Below are 18,066 nucleotides of genomic sequence, written 5' to 3'. Positions count from 1 at the left end.
CCGAGATGGAAATCACTCTCTCCAAGAGTCTGTTGATTGTGGCGGTGCTTGCACCGCTGCTCGGCAGCATCATCGCCGGCCTCTTCGGACGCCAGGTCGGGCGCAAGGGCGCCCAGTACGTCACCATTCTCGGTGTGGCGGTCAGCTTCGCGCTTTCGGCGCAGGTGCTGTACCAGCTGCTGTGGGGTGGGGCGCAACCGTTCAACGAAAACCTCTACACCTTCTTCGAGGTTGGCCAGTACTCGGCCCACGTCGGCTTCATGATCGACCGCATGACGGCGATGATGATGGTGGTGGTGACCTTCGTGTCGCTGCTGGTGCACATCTACTCCATCGGCTACATGGCCGAGGACGACGGTTACCAGCGCTTCTTCAGCTACATCTCGCTGTTCACCTTCTCCATGCTCACGCTGGTGATGAGCAACAACTTCCTGCAGCTGTTCTTCGGCTGGGAAGCGGTGGGCGTGGTGTCGTACCTGTTGATCGGTTTCTATTTCAAGAAGCCCAGCGCCATCTTCGCCAACATGAAGGCCTTCCTGGTCAACCGTGTCGGTGACTTCGGTTTCCTGCTCGGTATCGGCGGCATCCTGTGGGCCTTTGGTTCGCTGGATTACGCCACCGTGTTCGCCAATGCCAGCACCGTGCTGGGTTCGGACGCGACCGGCCACGCCATGGTGCAGTTGATCGGCGACCACCAGTGGAGCATCGCCACCGTCATCTGCATCTGTCTGTTCATCGGTGCGATGGGCAAGTCGGCCCAGGTGCCGTTGCACGTGTGGCTGCCCGACTCGATGGAAGGCCCGACGCCGATCTCGGCGCTGATCCACGCCGCGACGATGGTGACCGCCGGTATCTTCATGGTGACCCGCATGTCGCCGCTGTTTGAGCTGTCGCAGGCATCGCTGGACTTCATCCTGTTCATCGGTGCTACCACGGCCTTCTTCACTGGCTTGATCGGTATCGTGCAGAACGACATCAAGCGCGTGGTTGCCTACTCGACGCTGTCGCAGCTGGGTTACATGACCGTTGCGCTGGGTGTGTCGGCTTACTCCGGTGCCGTGTTCCACCTGATGACCCACGCGTTCTTCAAGGCGCTGCTGTTCCTGGGTGCCGGTTCGGTGATCATCGGCATGCATCACGAACAAAACATGATGAAGATGGGCGGCCTGCGCAAGTACATGCCGATCACCCACATCACCATGTGGATCGGTACGTTGGCGCTGGTCGGTACGCCGTTCTTCTCGGGCTTCTATTCGAAGGACACCATCATCGAAGCGGCCGCGCTGCATGCGCACGCTGCCGATGCCGGCTGGGTGGCTACCTACGGTTACTGGGCGGTGCTGGGGGGTGTCATCGTGACCAGCTTCTACAGCTTCCGCCTGCTGTTCCTGACCTTCTTCGGCAAGGAACGCTTCCGCGATGCGCATGACGACCACGGTCATCACGGCCATGGCCACGACGATCACCACGGTCACGGCGCACATGAGCCGCATGAATCGCCGTGGGTGGTGACGCTGCCGCTGATCCTGCTGGCCATTCCGTCAGTGCTGATCGGTTTCTTCACCATCGGCCCGATGCTGTTTGGTACGGGTTGGGACGGTCACGCCGCCGCGGCGGGTGTGCCGGGCCAGGCCATGTCGTTCTTCACCGGCATCGTTGATTTCTACGATCCGGCCCGCGACACCATTGCCGCTGTGGGCAAGGAGTTCTGGCACGGTTCGGTAGCCTATGCGGTACACGGCATGCAGATGCCGGCGTTCTGGCTGACGGTTGCAGGTTTCGTGCTGGCCTGGGCGTTCTACGTCTGGAAGCCGGAACTGGCAGGCAAGGCCCGCAAGAACCTTGCGCCGGTGGTTTCGGTGCTGGAAAACAAGTACGGCTTCGACAAGCTCTGGATCGACGGCTTCGCCGGCGGCGGTGTGCAGCTCGGCAAGGCCGCCCGTGCGGTGGACAGCACGGTCGTCGATGGGGTGGTGGTGAACGGTACGGCCCGCGTGGTCGAGCTGGCTGCCAACCTGCTGCGCCGCACCCAATCCGGTTTCCTCTACCACTACGCCTTCGTGATGATCATCGGCCTGATTGCCCTGCTGGGCCTGCTGATGCATTTCTGGCGTTGACCTGTACGGAATAGAAGACGTGTCGAACTGGCCTCTACTTAGTATTCTCATCTGGCTGCCGATCATCGGCGGTGCGTTGATCCTCGCCTTGCGCAACGCCCAGGCCGCCCGTTGGGCGTCCTTGGCAGTAGCACTGCTCACCTTTGTGCTGAGCCTTGGTCTGCTGAGCGGCTACGACCGCAATGCCGCCGAGATCATGCAGTTCGTCGAACAGCATCCTTGGATTCCGGCGTTCAACATCGGCTACAACCTGGCCGTCGACGGCATCGCCATCGCCCTGATCCTGTTGACCACGCTGATCGGCGTGCTTGCATTGGTCGGTGCATGGGGCGTGGTGGACAAGCGCGTCAATCAGTACGTCGCCGCGTTCCTGATCCTGGAAGGCGTCACGGTCGGTATTTTCGCCGCCACCGATGCGATGCTGTTCTACGTGTTCTTCGAGGCCATGCTGATCCCGATGTTCCTGATCATCGGTGTCTGGGGCGGCCCGCGTCGCATCTATGCGGCCATGAAGTTCTTCCTGTACACCTTCCTCGGCTCGGTGCTGATGCTGGTGGCACTGGTTTACCTGTACATCAAGGGCGGTAGCTTCCAGCTGGCTGACCTGTATCAGCTGCAGCTTTCGGCCAAGGAGCAGACGTGGATCTTCTTCGCGTTCCTGATTGCCTTCGCGGTCAAGGTGCCGATGTTCCCGGTGCACACCTGGCTGCCGGACGCGCACGTTGAAGCGCCAACCGCAGGTTCGGTGATCCTGGCGGCCATTGCGCTGAAGATTGGTGGTTACGGCTTCCTGCGCTTCAACCTGCCGATCGTGCCGGACGCGAGCAGCGAGTGGGCGTGGCTGGTGATCGCGCTGTCGCTGGTCGCGGTGATCTACGTTGGCCTGGTGGCCATGGTGCAGGACGACATGAAGAAGCTGATTGCTTATTCGTCGGTCGCGCACATGGGCTTCGTCACCCTGGGTACGTTCACTGCGCTTTGGCTGGTGCGTGAAGCCGGCAATGCCGACGCAGCACGTCTTGGCCTGCAGGGCGCGATGGTGCAGATGATTTCGCACGGTTTCGTGTCTGGCGCCATGTTCTCCTGCGTCGGCGTGTTGTACGACCGCATGCACAGCCGCCGCATTGCCGATTACGGCGGCGTGGTCAACGTGATGCCGTGGTTTGCCGCCTTCGCACTGCTGTTCTTCATGGCCAACTCGGGCCTGCCGGGCACCAGTGGTTTCGTCGGTGAATTCATGATTGTGCTGGCTGCATTCCAGTGGAATCCGCTGGTCGCGCTCGGCGCGGCCACCACCCTGATCATCAGTGCCGCGTATTCGCTGTGGCTGTACAAGCGCGTGTTCTTCGGCGAGGTGGGCAACGCCCATGTGGCCGAGTTGAAGGACATCAACGGTCGTGAGTGGCTGGTGTTGGGTGTGTTTGCCATCGGTACGCTGGCCCTGGGCCTGTATCCGAAGCCGTTGACGGACCTGATGGAGCCGTCCATCGCCAAGCTGGCGATGCAGATCGCATCGAGCAAGCTGCTGTAAGCGGCCCGTCGAGAGTATTGATTCCAGGATTTGATGATGACAACGCCGACGCTTCTGCCGTTGACCACCGCTGACCTCCCGCCGTTGCTGCCAGAAATGGTGGTTATTGGTGGCGCCTTCGCATTGCTGATCCTTGATCTGTTCATCAGCGACCGGCACAAGGTCTGGACCCATTTCATCTCGGTAGCCATCCTCGCTGTCGCCTTCGTGATGCTGCTTGGCGGCGTGGGCGGGCAGGGCGAGGTATTCCATGGCATGTTCATCCGCGACAATGCCGCGGACATCATGAAGACCGTGGTGGTGCTGGTCAGTGGCCTGAGCCTTGTCTATGGCTGGAGCTATCTGCGCGAGCGCAACCTGTTCCAGGGCGAGATCCCGGTGCTGGTTCTGTTCGCCACCGCCGGCATGATGATCCTGGTCTCGGCCGGCAGCCTGCTGATGGTGTACCTGGGCCTGGAACTGCTGGCGCTGTGCTCCTATGCGCTGGTGGCCAGCAACCGTGAGAACAAGCTGGCGACGGAAGCTGGCATGAAGTACATCGTGCTGGGCTCGTTGGCTTCGGGCCTGCTGCTGTACGGCATGTCGCTGATTTATGGTGCTACCGGCTCGTTGCACCTGGATGCCATCCATGGCGCCATTGCGCACTCCGATGAGCGTGTGCTGCTGTTGACCGGCGCGGTGTTCATGATCGCCGGTGTGGCTTTCAAGCTGGGCGCGGCACCGTTCCATATGTGGCTGCCTGACGTGTATCAGGGAGCGCCGGCTCCCATTGCGTTGTTCATCAGCTCGGCACCGAAGCTGGCGGCTTTCGGCATGGCGTACCGTCTGCTGGAAGTGGGTGTTGGCCCGTTGTCGACCGAGCTGCAGTATGTGCTAGCCGGCCTGGCCGCACTGTCACTGATCGTCGGCAACCTGATGGCCATTGCGCAGACCAACCTCAAGCGCATGCTGGCCTACTCGACCGTGTCGCATATCGGCTTCCTGCTGATGGGCATTGCCGGTGGCGGCGAGCAGGGCTATTCGGCGGCGATGTTCTACGCCGTGGCGTACGCCATCATGTCCACCGCGGCATTCGGCGCGATCATCGCCCTGTCACGTGCAGGCTTTGAAGCCGAGAACATCGAAGACTTCAAGGGCTTGAACGCCCGTAGTCCGTGGATGGCTGGCCTGGTGCTGTGCATCATGGCGTCCCTGGCAGGCATTCCTCCGTTCCTAGGCTTCTGGACCAAGCTGGCAGTGCTGGGCGCGGCGGTCAACGGCGGCTTGCTCTGGCTGGCGCTGCTGGGCGTGATCTGCGCGGTGATCGGTTGCTTCTACTACCTGCGCGTCATCAAGGTCATGTACTTCGATGAGCCGGTCGGGGAGGCGCTGCCGCGCAACAACGACCGTATCCTGGGGATCGTGCTGGGCGTGAACTCGATTCTGCTTCTGGTGTTGCCGCTGGGTCTGGGGCCGATTCTGGAGTGGATGCGCAACGCTTTTGCACATTTGTCATAAAAAACGATACAAACTCGCGTGAATCGTGTAATATTCACCTCCTGAGTTGACGACATGACCGGCCAGCCGGTCATCTCGGAATCGCCCAAAGGGCGATTCACCCGGAAGAGGTTCTTCCGGAGATTTCTCCCAAAAAGAGAAATCGGTGAAGTAAATAAAGCTTGCAGTTTCCGCTTAATTACTTCATAATTCCGCTTCTGCTGCGGGGTGGAGCAGTCTGGCAGCTCGTCGGGCTCATAACCCGAAGGTCGCAGGTTCAAATCCTGCCCCCGCTACCAGCTTCGGCCTTTATTGTCAGTCATGCTGATAAGGGCCAGAGTCTGGGCTCGCAAGAACGTTTGCTTCCGTTCTTGTAACCGGAATCCAAGTCACCGGATTCATGCCGGACAAAGGGCCCTGATGGGCCCTTTGTTGTTTCCGCAATACGGAAAATCCCGACTGGGTAACGCCGGTCCTCATTTATCGAAACAAGGCAGGCTGTGAGCGACAAAGCTACTGAAATCGCGAATCTGCTGGGCCCCACCGTGGATGCGTTGGGGCTTGATTTGCTGGGCGTCGAGTATCTGCCGGCCCCCGGCGGTGCCACGCTGCGTCTCTATATTGATGTGCCGCTTGCCGAACAGCCTGAGCGCATGGTCAATGTCGACGATTGCGAGCGGGTGAGCCGGGAAGTGTCTGCGCAACTGGATGTGGAAGATCCGATCAGCGGCAATTACACGCTGGAAGTGTCTTCCCCGGGTGTGGATCGCCCGTTGTTCACGCTGGAGCACTTCGAGCAGCACCTGGGCCAGTCGGCCAAGGTGGGCTTGACGCTGCCGCAGGAGAACCGCCGCCGGTTGCAAGGTGAGATTGCCGAAGTCGATGCCGCCAAGGGCACTGTGACGTTTGTCGTTGATGGCAAGCCGTTCGTGGCTTCGTTCGACAATATCGACAAGGCCCGCATCATTCCGGACTGGGCCGCTCTTGGCCTGGCGCCGACCAAACCGACTGGTCCGGCACCCAAGCAGGGTGGCAAGGCCAAGAATAAATCCAACAACGAAACGGCGGCCAAAAAGCCGCGCGCGGAGTGAGCCGATGAGCAAGGAACTGTTGCTGGTAGTTGACGCGGTCGCCAACGAAAAAGGCGTGCCGCGTGAAGTAATTTTTGATGCGATCGAAGCGGCACTCGCCTCTGCGGCGAAGAAGCGCTACCCCGATCAGGACGTGCTCGCGCGCGTGTCGATCAACCAGAAAGATGGCAGCTATGAAACTTTCCGTCGCTGGGAAGTGGTGGCTGACGACGTGGTGATGGAGTCGCCGGACCGCCAGATCCGCATGATGGACGCGATCGAAGAGGCCGACGGCGTCGAGATTGGCGATTACATCGAAGAGCAGATCGAGAACCCGGATTTCGGCCGCATCGCCGCGCAGGCTGCCAAGCAGGTGATCGTGCAGCGCGTACGTGAAGCCGAACGTCAGCAGGTTGTTGATGCGTGGAAGGACCGCGTGGGTGAGCTGGTGACGGGCGTGGTCAAGCGCGCCGAGCGCGGCAACATCTATGTGGACCTGGGCGGCAACGCCGAAGCGTTCATTCCGAAGGACAAGGGTATTCCGCGCGACGTGCTGCGTGCCGGTGACCGCGTGCGTGGTTACCTGGCCGAGGTGCGCTCGGAGCCGCGCGGCCCGCAGCTGTTCATCAGCCGTGCTGCACCGGAATTCATGATTGAACTGTTCAAGCTCGAAGTGCCGGAAGTCGGCCAGGGCCTGGTCGAGATCAAGGCCTGTGCACGTGACCCGGGTGACCGCGCCAAGATCGCCGTGCTGGCCCATGACAGCCGCACCGATCCGATCGGCGCCTGCATCGGCATGCGCGGTTCGCGCGTCCAGGCTGTATCCAACGAGCTCAATGGCGAGCGCGTGGACATCGTGCTGTGGAACGAGAGCCCGGCCAACTTCGTCATCAATGCGATGGCCCCGGCGGAAGTGCAGTCGATCATCGTGGATGAAGACCGTCACTCGATGGACCTGGCCGTGGCGGAAGATCGTCTGGCGCAGGCCATCGGCAAGGGCGGCCAGAACGTGCGCCTGGCCAGCCGTTTGACGGGTTGGCAGCTGAATGTGATGACCCAGGACCAGGTGACCGCCAAGTCCGAGGCCGAGCAGACCGTTGCCCGCCAGTTGTTCATGGACAAGCTGGAAGTGGACGAAGAAATCGCCGGCATCCTGGTGTCCGAAGGTTTCGGTACGGTGGAAGAAATTGCCTACGTGCCGGTCGGCGAGCTGCTGGCGGTGGAAGGCTTCGACGAGGACATCGTCGAGGAACTCCGCGCCCGTGCTCGCGATGCACTGTTGAATGAAGCGCTGGCGGTGGAGGAGGGGGCCGAGAATGGCCTGCCGTCCGACGACCTGCTGGCCCTGAAGGGCATGGATGAAGCAACTGCGTACGCACTGGCTGGCAATGGTGTGCGTACGAGCGAGGATCTGTCGGATCTGGCTGCCGACGAGATTCTGGAGTTCGGCATCGAGGGTATGGATCTTGAGCGCGCCGCGGCGCTGGTCCTGGCAGCCCGCGCCGAGGAGATCGCCCGCCTGGAGCGCGGCGAATGAGCCAGCGATGAACAGTGCCCTGAGCCGCTCAGGGCGTAGACTCCGCGCTGCCTTCGTCCGTATCGAGGGGGCGCCAACAAGATCATAGGATCCGAATGTCGCAGCAAACCACCATCCGCAAGCTCGCCGAACTGGTCAACACGCCGGTCGAGAAACTGCTGGAACAGCTGGCCCAGGCCGGCATGAAATTCAGCGGTCCCGATCAGATCGTGACCAGTACCGAGAAAGTGAAGCTGCTGGGTTTCCTCCGCCGTTCCCACGGCAAGGAAGAACAGCCTGCCGACGAGGCTGAAGCCGCGCCGAAGAAGATCACCCTGGCCCGCCGCAAGCACCAGGAAGTGACGGTCAACGCGGGTCGCAGCAAGACCACGGTCAATGTCGAGGTGCGCCAGAAGCGTACCTACGTGAAGCCGGAAGGTGGCAAGGCTGCGATGACGCCGGACGAAGAGCGCGCGGATATCCTGCGCAAGCTCGAAGAGTCGCGTCAGCGCAATCTGGACGAACAGCGCATGCTGGCCGAGAAGGACCGTGCGCGCGATGCGGAGATCATCGCCCGCCAGAAGGCTGCTGAAGAGGCCGAGCGTCAGCGTGAAGAGGCTGAGCGCAAGGCCGCTGAAGAGGCCATCAAGGCGGAAGAGGCTGCCAAGGCCGTTCCGGCCAAGCAGGAAGAAGCTGCGCCGGTCCGGGCCGTGCGTCCGGCACCTGCTGCCCGTGCGCCGGCACCGGCGCCGGCCCGCGATGAGCGCGGCGGCAATGCCAAGCCGGGCAACAAGTCGCGTGGTTCCGATGGGGATGGCGGCAACCGTTTTGGTGGCCAGCTGCACCTGTCGGCGTCGGATCGCGCGCGCCGTGGCAGTGGCAACAACACCAATTCCCGTGGCCGCCCCGGAGCGCGGGCGCCGCAGGGCCGTCGTGGCAACGACCAGTCGCGCGGCAGCAGTGGTGCGCATGGTTTCGAGCGTCCGACGGCGCCGGTGGTGCGTGAAATCGCCATCGGTGAAACCATCACCGTGGCCGATCTGGCGCAGAAGCTGGCCCTGAAGGGCGGCGAGGTGGTCAAGGCGCTGTTCAAGATGGGCGTGATGGCGACCATCACCCAGTCCATCGACCATGACACCGCCGTGCTGGTGACCGAAGAACTCGGCCACAAGGCGGTGCGTGCTGACAACAACGATGCCGAAGATGCACTGCTGGCGATCAATGATGCCAACCAGGGCGATGCGGTTGCGCGTCCGCCGGTGGTCACCATCATGGGCCACGTCGATCACGGCAAGACCTCGCTGCTGGATTACATCCGCCGCACCAAGGTCGCCAATGGCGAAGCCGGTGGCATTACCCAGCACATCGGTGCGTATCACGTTGAAACGCCCAAGGGCGTGATCAGCTTCCTGGATACCCCGGGCCATGCCGCGTTCACCTCGATGCGTGCCCGTGGCGCGCAGCTGACCGACATCGTGGTGGTCGTTGTGGCCGCGGACGATGGCGTGATGCCGCAGACCAAGGAAGCCATCAAGCACGCGCGTGCGGCCAAGGCGCCGATCGTCGTGGCGATCAACAAGATCGACAAGTCCTCGGCGGACCCGATGCGGGTCAAGAACGAGTTGCTGGCCGAGGAAGTCGTGGCCGAAGATTTCGGCGGCGACACGCAGATGGTGGAAATCTCCGCCAAGACGGGTCTGGGCATCGACGACCTGCTGGACGCGATTTCGATCCAGGCCGAACTGCTGGAGCTGAAGGCCGTTGCTGAAGGCCGTGCCTCCGGTGTGGTCATTGAATCGGCGCTGGACAAGGGCCGCGGCCCGGTTGCGACGGTGCTGGTGCAGCAGGGCATGCTCAAGAAGGGCGACTACCTGGTGTGCGGCATCCAGTACGGCCGCGTGCGCGCACTGTTTGACGAAACCGGCCGCCAGGTGGCGGAAGCGGGCCCGTCGATCCCGGTGCAGGTGCTGGGTCTGTCCGGCGTGCCGGAAGCGGGCGATGACTTTGTCGTCGTCGAAGACGAGCGCCTGGCCAAGGACGTTGCACAGCAGCGTGAAACCAAGCGTCGCGAGTCGCGCCTGGTGGCCACGGCGGGCAGCCGCATGGAAGACATCATGGCGCAGCTGGGCAAGGGCGAAGGCCAGCAGGTGTTGAACCTGCTGATCAAGGCCGACGTCCAGGGTTCGGTGCAGGCACTGAGCCAGTCGCTGGTGGGTCTGTCCAACGACGACATCCGCATCAACGTGATCCACTCCGGCGTGGGCGGTATCACCGAGTCCGATGCCAATTCGGCAGCGGCCTCCAAGGCCACCGTCATCGGCTTCAACGTGCGTGCGGATGCTTCAGCACGCCGCATCATTGAATCCAACGGCGTGGATCTGCGTTACTTCTCGATCATCTATGACGTGATCGACCAGGTGAAGCAGGTGGCCTCCGGTCTGCTGGGCGTGGAGATCCGCGAAGAGATCATCGGCATCGCCGAGGTCCGCGACGTCTTCCGCAGCTCGAAGCTGGGCGCCATCGCCGGCTGCATGGTGGTCGAAGGCGTGGTCAAGCGGAACAAGCCGATCCGCGTGCTGCGCGACAGCGTGGTGGTGTTCGAGGGCGAACTGGAATCGCTGCGCCGCTTCAAGGAGAACGTCGAGGAAGTTCGCAACGGTACCGAGTGCGGTATCGGCGTGAAGGCCTACAACGACGTGAAGGCGGGCGACCAGATCGAGTGCTTCGAGCGCATCGAAGTGCCGCGCACGCTCTAAGTGCCGGGATTGGGGAGTCGGGAATCGGGATTCGTGAGGCGGGTCCCGGTGAGCGGAACCTCTACCGGCTGGGGTGGGAACCGGAAGTTGGGTCCGTGAACGTGGACCCCGCCGCCGGTTCTTCTCCGGTTTCACCGAAATTCACTACTCAATTGCTGATACTTACCTGATGCCTAAGACCTTCCATCGTACTGACCGAGTTTCCGCGCAGATCCGTCGTGATCTGGGCACGCTGGTGCATGCCGCCGTGCGTGAGCATGGGCTGCCATCGGTCAGTGTTTCGGATGTGGAGGTCACCCGTGACATGGCCCATGCCAAGGTGTTTGTCACGGCGTTGATGCCGGAGCGTTCGGCCGAGGCCGTCAAGGGCCTGCGTGAGTTGTCGGTCGAGCTGCGCATGTCGCTGGCGCGGGCCATGAAGTTGCGGCATGTGCCGGAACTGCATTTCCATTACGACGACTCCGTCGACCGTGGCGAGCGCATCGACAACCTGTTGCGCGACCTGGCCCCGCCGCCGGAAAAGAAGTCCGAAGCCGACGAAGAATGAAGCAGCAGCCCGCGAGGGCTGTTGTCATATCTGCCTGCGGATAAGCCGCAGGTTGTTTCCAGTTTCCGCCAGGCGTGAGGTGTTTCCGCTTCGGCCCGAGAATGGTGTCTCATGCGTCCCCGTATTCAATTCCGCCGCCTGGACGGCATTGTCCTGCTCGACAAGCCGGCCGGCATGAGTTCGAACACCGCGCTGCAGGTGGCTCGTCGCCTGTTCCGGGCCGAGAAGGGCGGCCATACCGGAAGCCTTGATCCACTGGCCACCGGCCTGCTGCCGCTGTGCTTTGGCGAGGCGACCAAGATTGCCGGCCTGTTGCTGGGGTCAGCCAAGGCCTATGACGCCGAAGTGATGTTGGGAAAGACGACCGACACCGATGATGCGGATGGCGTGGTGCTGCGCGAGCGCAACGTGCCGGCCATCGGCCGGGAGCAGTTGGAGGCCGCGCTGGCCGGCCTGACCGGGCATATTCAGCAGCGGGCGCCGATTTACTCGGCGCTCAAGCAGGGCGGCGAACCGCTGTATGCGAAGGCGCGTCGCGGGGAAGCCATTGAGGCGCCACAGCGTGAAGTGCATGTGCAGTGCATCGAAATTCTCGCGCATGAAGGCAGCCGTCTGGCGTTGCGGGTGACCTGCGGCTCCGGTACCTATATCCGGAGCATTGCCCGCGACCTGGGCGAAGTGCTGGGGTGCGGCGCGCATATCACCGCGCTGCGCCGGTTGTGGGTGGAGCCGTTCCTGACGCCCCGCATGATTGGGCTGGATGCGCTGCGCGAGGTGGCTGAACAGGGGGGCGAGAGCGCCCTGCAGGAATGGCTGCTGCCGATCAGTGAAGGCCTGAGCGGTTTTGGGTGGGTGGAGCTTGATCCGGGCCAGGCCACCCGCTTCTGCCTGGGGCAACGCCTGCGCAACCCGGAATGGCCCGAGGGGCTGGTTGGCGTATTCGCAATGGACGGCTTGCCGCTTGGCTTGGGGCAAGTGGAAGCCGGGGGGCGGTTGAGCCCGCAGCGGCGCTTCAATCTCTGAACGGGTAAGGGGCCGGCAGCAATCGCTCCTTGTGGCAAATGGTTGAGGTCGTTACAATTTTGCGGCCCTTGAACGGGCACTGTCCTGCCGTCGGCGGGCGGTTATTTCAAACGGCGAGCTGCGCGGTGCGTTTTGAACGTTCCTGCCGGCCACGCATCAAAGAGAAAAAACAATGTCGATCGACACCCAGAAAGTTATTGAGAACAACGCCCGCGGCGCCAACGACACCGGCTCCCCGGAAGTCCAGGTTGCCCTGCTGACCGCACGCATCGAACTGCTGTCCGGCCACTTCAAGGAGCACAAGAAGGATCACCACAGCCGTCGTGGTCTGCTGCAGATGGTCAACCGCCGCCGCAGCCTGCTTGACTACCTGAAGAAGAAGGACGTCGAGCGTTACAAGGCTCTGATCGAAAAGCTCGGCCTGCGCCGCTAATAGATTCCCCGCCGCGGCGCAGCGATGCGCCGCGGTTTTGTTTTTAGAGCTTCATATCGCAGTAGATCGGCCGGAACCGCCCGGCCAACCCTTGCCAGCATGGGCTGGCAACGGTCCATCTGAAGAAAGCATTTCAAGGATCCCCCGTGGCAAAAATCACCAAAACCTTCCAGTACGGCAAACACACCGTCACGCTTGAAACCGGCGAAATCGCCCGTCAGGCCGGCGGCGCTGTCATCGTCAAGATGGACGACACCGTGTTGCTGGTCACTGCCGTCGCCGCCAAGAGCGCGCGCGAAGGCCAGGACTTCTTTCCGCTGACCGTCGACTACCAGGAGAAGTTCTACGCCGGTGGCCGTATCCCGGGTGGCTTCTTCAAGCGTGAAGGCCGTGCGACCGAGAAGGAGACGCTGATCTCGCGTCTGATCGATCGTCCGATCCGTCCGCTGTTCCCGGAAGACTACAAGAACGAAGTCCAGATCATCGCCACGGTGATGTCGCTGAACCCGGAAGTGGACGGCGATATCGCCGCGCTGATCGGTGCTTCGGCCGCCCTGTCGCTGGCCGGCACCCCGTTCAAGGGCCCGATCGGCGCTGCCAAGGTCGGTTACAAGGACGGTGAGTACATCCTCAACCCGACCGTTTCCGAGCTGAAGGAATCGCAGCTGGAGCTGGTGGTCGCAGGTACCGCCAATGCCGTGCTGATGGTGGAATCCGAAGCCGCGCTGCTGTCCGAGGACGTGATGCTGGGCGCCGTGACCTTCGGTCACCGCGAGATGCAGAAGGTCATCAACGCGATCAACGAACTGACCGTTGAAGCCGGCACCAAGCCGAGCGACTGGGTGGCCCCGGCCAAGAACACCGCGCTGATCAGCGCCGTGCAGGAAGCCGTTGGCAACCAGCTGGCTGAAGCCTTCCAGGTGCGTGACAAGCTGCAGCGCCGCGACGCCATCTCGGCGATCAAGAAGGACGTGGCCGAGTCGTTGGCTGGCCGCGTCGCCGCTGAAGGCTGGAACCCGGCCGAGCTGTCCAAGGAATTCGGCGAGCTGGAATACAGCACCATGCGCAACTCGGTGCTGGACACCAAGGTCCGCATCGACGGCCGTGCGCTGGACACCGTCCGCCCGATCGCCGTGAAGACCGGCGTGCTGCCGCGTACCCATGGCTCGGCGCTGTTTACCCGCGGTGAAACGCAGGCCATCGTCACCATCACCCTGGGCACCGCCCGTGATGGCCAGGTGATCGATGCGGTCGCCGGTGAGTACAAGGAAAACTTCCTGTTCCATTACAACTTCCCCCCGTTCTCGGTGGGTGAGTGCGGCCGCATGATGGGCCCGAAGCGTCGCGAGATCGGCCACGGCCGTCTGGCCAAGCGCGGCGTGCTGGCAGTGATGCCGTCGCTGGAAGCCTTCCCGTACACCATTCGTGTTGTCTCGGAAATCACCGAGTCGAACGGCTCCTCGTCGATGGCTTCGGTCTGCGGTTCGTCGCTGGCCCTGATGGACGCCGGCGTTCCGGTCAAGTCGCCGGTTGCCGGTATCGCCATGGGCCTGGTCAAGGAAGGCGAGCGTTTCGTCGTCCTGTCCGACATCCTGGGTGACGAAGATCACCTGGGCGACATGGACTTCAAGGTGGCCGGTACCGCTGAGGGCATCTCCGCCCTGCAGATGGACATCAAGATCGAAGGCATCACCGAAGAGATCATGAAGCAGGCTCTGCAGCAGGCCAAGGCTGGCCGTCTGCACATCCTGGGCGAAATGGCGCACGGCCTGACCGCCCCGCGTTCGGAGCTGTCCGATTACGCGCCGCGCCTGCTGACCATCAAGATCCACCCGGACAAGATCCGCGAAGTGATCGGCAAGGGTGGTTCCACCATCCAGGCCATCACCAAGGAAACCGGCACCCAGATCGACATCCAGGACGATGGCACCATCACCATCGCTTCGGTGAACAATGCCGCTGCGCAGGCTGCCAAGGCCCGCATCGAGCAGATCACCTCGGACGTCGAGCCGGGCCGCATCTACGAAGGCAAGGTCGCCAAGATCATGGACTTCGGTGCGTTCGTCACCATCCTGCCGGGCAAGGACGGCCTGGTGCACGTTTCGCAGATCTCCAGCGAGCGCGTCGAGAAAGTCGGCGACAAGCTGAAGGAAGGCGATGTGGTCAAGGTCAAGGTGCTGGAAGTCGACAAGCAGGGCCGTATCCGCCTGTCGATGAAGGCCGTGGAAGAAGGCGAGGGCACCCCGGCCGAATAAGGCTGCGGTGTTCCGCTGAAGAAAAACGGGCCTTCGGGCCCGTTTTTTGTTCTGTGAGTTGAAAATTTGGACGCCGACGGCCGGCCGTGGCGGGGCCCGGTCATGTGGTGGCTGGTGGAGCCGTCGCCCGGCATGGCGTGGCGCTGCAACGGAAGCGGCTGAACACGGTGTTGCCCGACCGGCACGGGACTTTGCCGCCGATGGTGCCGGGGCAGTTGCTGGCCAAGCATTTCCTGGGAACGGGAGATGCCAGGCATGGTGAACCATCGAATTGAAGGCGGGGGCGCGGGCTTCCTGACCGCGGCAGCGAATATGCCGGTGCTCGGCAAGGCTGCGGCGATGAGTTTTCTGCTGGGTATCTGCGTGGTGATCGGTGCACCGATATTGCTGCCGATGCCGGTATGCGGGTTGATCGCGGTGTTGGGCGCCGTGCTGTGGTGGCGTGGACGGAGGCTGCGGCTGCTGGGCGCTGTCCTGGCAGGAGTGGGTTGGGCGGGGCTGCATGCGGGTTGGGTGCTGGCGGCGCAACTGCCCTTCGCTGCGGAGGGGCGGGAATTCACGATCAGCGGCCGGGTGGCCAGCCTGCCTGAGCACGAGACGCGGCGCACACGCTTCCAGCTACAGGTGGATGACGCAGAGGCTGCCGCCTTTCTGCAGGGCCGGCGACTGCAGTTGTCGTGGTATGACGATTTCGGCGCTACCTTTCCGGGGCCGCGTATGCAGTTGCATGCGGGCCAGCGTTGGCAAATGCAGGTGCGCTTGCGTGTGCCGCGAGGGTTGTCCAATCCGGGAGGCTTCGATGCCGAGCGGCACGCGCTCGCGCAGCGGATCAGTGCCACGGGCCTGGTGCGAACGCCGGACACGGCGCGTCTGCTGGACGCCCCTTCCGGGCTGGCTGCCTGGCGGCAACGTATGGCATCGCGCATTGCAGCCGCGGTGCCAACGGCTTCCTCGCGTTATGTGCAGGCACTGGCGCTGGGTGACACACGTGGCCTTACCGACCTGGACTGGCAGCGGCTGCGCGCCACCGGGCTGACACATCTGATCGCGATTTCCGGCTTTCATGTGGGCATGGTGGCCGTCTGTGGCGCGTGGCTGATCGGCGGCATCTGGCGTTTGTTGCCATGGGTCGGGCGACGCTGGCCAAGGCCGCAGGCTGCCGCCGCAGGCGCGTTCGTCGCGGCGCTGGTGTATGCGGCGGTAGCGGGCTTTGCGCTGCCGACGGTGCGTACCGTGTTGATGGTGGCAGTGATCGTGCTGGCCCGTTTGCTGCGCCGGCCGGTGGATGTTCTGGGATCACTGGGGTTGGCCGCGTTGGCGGTGTTGCTGGTCGATCCGTTGTCGATGTTGAGTGCGGGGTTCTGGCTGAGTTTCGCCGGCGTTGCGTGGCTGGCCTGGTGCCTGCCGGAGCGTACCCACTGGCTGCGTGGTTTCCTCTCTGCCCAGCGGGTTGCGACGCTGGGTTTGTTGCCGCTGAGCGCGATGTTGTTCGGCCAGGCGTCGCTGATTGGGCCGCTGGCCAATTTGGTGGCCATCCCTTGGTGGAGCCTGGTCGTGGTCCCGCTTGCCGTGCTCGGTACCGCACTGGAGGCGGTGTGGTCCGGGAGCGGTACGCTGGTGTGGCGCGCGTCGGCAGGGTGCTTTGATCTCAGTTGGCCGTTGTTCGAGTTCCTTGCAGACAGTCGCTTCTCGTTATGGTGGTTGCCGGAGCCGGCATGGTTTGCGCTGCCACTGGCAACGCTGGGAGCGGTGTGGATGCTATTGCCGGCCGGGGTGCCGGCAAAACCTCTGGCCTTGCTGCTGTGGCTCCCGCTGTTGATGCCCGGGCGCGAGTTGCCTGCCAGCGGGGAGTTCGAGCTGGTGATGCTGGATGTCGGGCAGGGGCTGGCAGTGCTGGTGCGCACGCGGCACCACGTGTTGCTGTACGACGCCGGTCCGGCGGTGCGTGATGGCTTTGATGCGGGGGAGCGGGTTGTGGTGCCGGCCCTGCGCGCCTTGGGCGTGGCGCGGCTGGACCGGGCGGTGCTCAGCCATGGCGACCATGATCACGCCGGTGGCATGGGGGCGGTACAGGCAACATTGCCGGTCGCCGATCTGCAGGCGCCGCCGGGGCTGGATTGGCAGGACGCGTCGGCCTGCCTGGCCGGGCGCGCCTGGGAGTGGGACGGCGTGCATTTCGAGTTTCTGCATCCCACCGAGGGCTTCCCGTATCTGCGCAATGAATCCAGTTGCGTGCTGAAAGTGGCGAGTCGGCATGGTTCAGCGCTGCTGGCCGGCGATGTGGGTGAGGTGATCGAGCGCGGGTTGATCCGGCGGGCGCGTCCCGGGCTCCAGGCGGAGGTGGTCGTGGTGCCGCATCACGGTAGCGGCAACGCCTCCAGCCCGGGCTTCGTGCGCGCCGTCGGTGCGCGGCTGGCGTTGGTATCGGCAGGCCATGGGAACCGCTTCGCGCATCCACGGCCCGAAGTGGTCGCGCGTTGGCAGAATGCCGGCGCTGAAGTGCTGGGCACGGCCGGCAGTGGTGCGGTGAGGGTCTGGTTCGGCCCTGATGGCTTGCAACTGCGTGAGCGCAGGATGGCGCGTTCACGCTGGTGGGATGCCGCGGAGCGGGCGCGGGCGGCTGCTATCCTATCGGGGATCGAACAGACGGCCATGGTGCCGGAGGGGTTGGAACGTGTGGGAACTGGTCAAGGCCGGCGGTTGGCCGATGCTGCCGTTGTTGCTGTTGGGGGTGCTGGCTTTGGCGATCGTCCTGGAGCGTTTCTGGAGCCTGCGCCGTAACGAGGTGCTGCCGCCGGGGCTGGGGCAGGAGGTTCGCAACTGGGCTGCGCGCGGCAAGCTCGATGCCTCGCATATTGAATCCTTGCGCGCGAACTCCCCGCTCGGCGCGCTGCTGGCCGCGGCGCTGGAAGCCCGCAACCGCCCGCGTGACCAGATCCGCGAGCGCATCGAAGATACCGGCCGCCACCTGGTGCATCGGATGGGGCGGTTTTTGAATGCGCTGGGCACCATTGCCTCGGCCGGCCCGTTGCTGGGCCTGCTGGGTACGGTGGTCGGCATGATCCAGATGTTCATGGGCATCCTCGACCACGGCGTGGGTGACGTGAATCAGCTGGCCGGTGGTATCGGCAAGGCGTTGGTGTGTACCGCCACCGGCATGATCGTGGCGATCCCGGCATTGATGTTCCACCGCCATTTCCGTAGCCGCATCGACGGCTATGTGATCGAGATGGAGCAGGAAGCCACCGCATTGCTGGATTCGCTGGACGGCCGCGCCGCGGTGCTGGCCACAACCCCCGCGCCGGCCGCATCGCGTGCGCCGGCTACGGCGAAGGTCTGAGC

The 18,066-nt window shown here is 63.3% G+C and carries 12 protein-coding genes and 1 tRNA gene; all 13 read left to right on the top strand.

Annotated features, from left to right (window positions below):
- Nucleotides 1-5 precede the first annotated feature (5 nt).
- The 13 genes from nuoL to ACVOLO_RS06395 all read left to right on the top strand — a co-directional run bounded on the left by nuoL (nucleotide 6) and on the right by ACVOLO_RS06395 (nucleotide 18,064).
- The gene (gene nuoL, locus ACVOLO_RS06455) at nucleotides 6-2,117 is read left to right on the top strand and encodes an NADH-quinone oxidoreductase subunit L (RefSeq protein ID WP_481569423.1); all 2,112 of its coding nucleotides are present in this window, start codon (nucleotides 6-8) and stop codon (nucleotides 2,115-2,117) included.
- A 19-nt stretch (nucleotides 2,118-2,136) separates the two neighbouring features.
- Nucleotides 2,137-3,648, top strand: coding sequence for an NADH-quinone oxidoreductase subunit M (locus ACVOLO_RS06450; protein ID WP_481569422.1), 1,512 nt, complete (start codon nucleotides 2,137-2,139; stop codon nucleotides 3,646-3,648).
- Nucleotides 3,649-3,684: 36 nt separating this feature from the next.
- A complete protein-coding gene (nuoN, locus tag ACVOLO_RS06445; protein ID WP_481569421.1) occupies nucleotides 3,685-5,145 on the top strand; it encodes an NADH-quinone oxidoreductase subunit NuoN in 1,461 nt (486 codons plus the stop codon).
- 201 nt (nucleotides 5,146-5,346) lie between these two features.
- A tRNA-Met gene (locus ACVOLO_RS06440) sits at nucleotides 5,347-5,423 on the top strand.
- 201 nt (nucleotides 5,424-5,624) lie between these two features.
- Nucleotides 5,625-6,215 (top strand): ribosome maturation factor RimP, encoded by a 591-nt coding sequence (rimP, locus tag ACVOLO_RS06435; protein WP_481569420.1) that lies wholly within the window; start codon nucleotides 5,625-5,627, stop codon nucleotides 6,213-6,215.
- A gap of 4 nt (nucleotides 6,216-6,219) precedes the next feature.
- Nucleotides 6,220-7,731, top strand: a complete 1,512-nt coding sequence (nusA, locus tag ACVOLO_RS06430) for a transcription termination factor NusA (protein WP_481569419.1) — start codon at nucleotides 6,220-6,222, stop codon at nucleotides 7,729-7,731.
- 95 nt (nucleotides 7,732-7,826) lie between these two features.
- Nucleotides 7,827-10,466, top strand: a complete 2,640-nt coding sequence (gene infB / locus ACVOLO_RS06425) for a translation initiation factor IF-2 (protein WP_481569418.1) — start codon at nucleotides 7,827-7,829, stop codon at nucleotides 10,464-10,466.
- 169 nt (nucleotides 10,467-10,635) lie between these two features.
- On the top strand, nucleotides 10,636-11,013 hold the full coding sequence (gene rbfA / locus ACVOLO_RS06420) for a 30S ribosome-binding factor RbfA (RefSeq protein ID WP_481569417.1): 378 nt from the start codon (nucleotides 10,636-10,638) through the stop codon (nucleotides 11,011-11,013).
- Nucleotides 11,014-11,124: 111 nt separating this feature from the next.
- Entirely contained in the window at nucleotides 11,125-12,036 is a 912-nt protein-coding gene (gene truB, locus ACVOLO_RS06415) for a tRNA pseudouridine(55) synthase TruB (protein WP_481569416.1), read from the top strand.
- 172 nt (nucleotides 12,037-12,208) lie between these two features.
- Complete coding sequence (rpsO, locus tag ACVOLO_RS06410) at nucleotides 12,209-12,469, top strand: 30S ribosomal protein S15 (RefSeq protein ID WP_481569415.1); 261 nt, start codon at nucleotides 12,209-12,211, stop codon at nucleotides 12,467-12,469.
- A 146-nt stretch (nucleotides 12,470-12,615) separates the two neighbouring features.
- Nucleotides 12,616-14,724, top strand: coding sequence for a polyribonucleotide nucleotidyltransferase (gene pnp / locus ACVOLO_RS06405; protein ID WP_481569414.1), 2,109 nt, complete (start codon nucleotides 12,616-12,618; stop codon nucleotides 14,722-14,724).
- Nucleotides 14,725-15,036: 312 nt separating this feature from the next.
- Complete coding sequence (locus tag ACVOLO_RS06400; RefSeq protein ID WP_481569455.1) at nucleotides 15,037-17,505, top strand: DNA internalization-related competence protein ComEC/Rec2; 2,469 nt, start codon at nucleotides 15,037-15,039, stop codon at nucleotides 17,503-17,505.
- On the top strand, nucleotides 17,432-18,064 hold the full coding sequence (locus tag ACVOLO_RS06395) for a MotA/TolQ/ExbB proton channel family protein (protein ID WP_481569454.1): 633 nt from the start codon (nucleotides 17,432-17,434) through the stop codon (nucleotides 18,062-18,064). Before ACVOLO_RS06400 ends, ACVOLO_RS06395 begins: the two co-directional genes overlap by 74 nt.
- The last annotated feature ends 2 nt before the right edge of the window (nucleotides 18,065-18,066 follow it).

Source organism: Stenotrophomonas sp. STEN056 (assembly GCF_056759635.1).
Note: the sequence above shows the minus strand (reverse complement) of the source record. Positions and strands in the feature narration are given on the sequence as shown.

Coding starts and splice junctions, on each gene's coding strand:
- infB (WP_481569418.1), top strand. CDS start 7,827: ATGTCGCAGCAAACCACCATCCGCAAGCTCGCCGAACTGGTCAACACG.
- ACVOLO_RS06400 (WP_481569455.1), top strand. CDS start 15,037: ATGCCGGTGCTCGGCAAGGCTGCGGCGATGAGTTTTCTGCTGGGTATC.
- ACVOLO_RS06395 (WP_481569454.1), top strand. CDS start 17,432: ATGCTGCCGTTGTTGCTGTTGGGGGTGCTGGCTTTGGCGATCGTCCTG.
- nuoN (WP_481569421.1), top strand. CDS start 3,685: ATGACAACGCCGACGCTTCTGCCGTTGACCACCGCTGACCTCCCGCCG.
- nuoL (WP_481569423.1), top strand. CDS start 6: ATGGAAATCACTCTCTCCAAGAGTCTGTTGATTGTGGCGGTGCTTGCA.
- rpsO (WP_481569415.1), top strand. CDS start 12,209: ATGTCGATCGACACCCAGAAAGTTATTGAGAACAACGCCCGCGGCGCC.
- truB (WP_481569416.1), top strand. CDS start 11,125: ATGCGTCCCCGTATTCAATTCCGCCGCCTGGACGGCATTGTCCTGCTC.
- nusA (WP_481569419.1), top strand. CDS start 6,220: ATGAGCAAGGAACTGTTGCTGGTAGTTGACGCGGTCGCCAACGAAAAA.
- rbfA (WP_481569417.1), top strand. CDS start 10,636: ATGCCTAAGACCTTCCATCGTACTGACCGAGTTTCCGCGCAGATCCGT.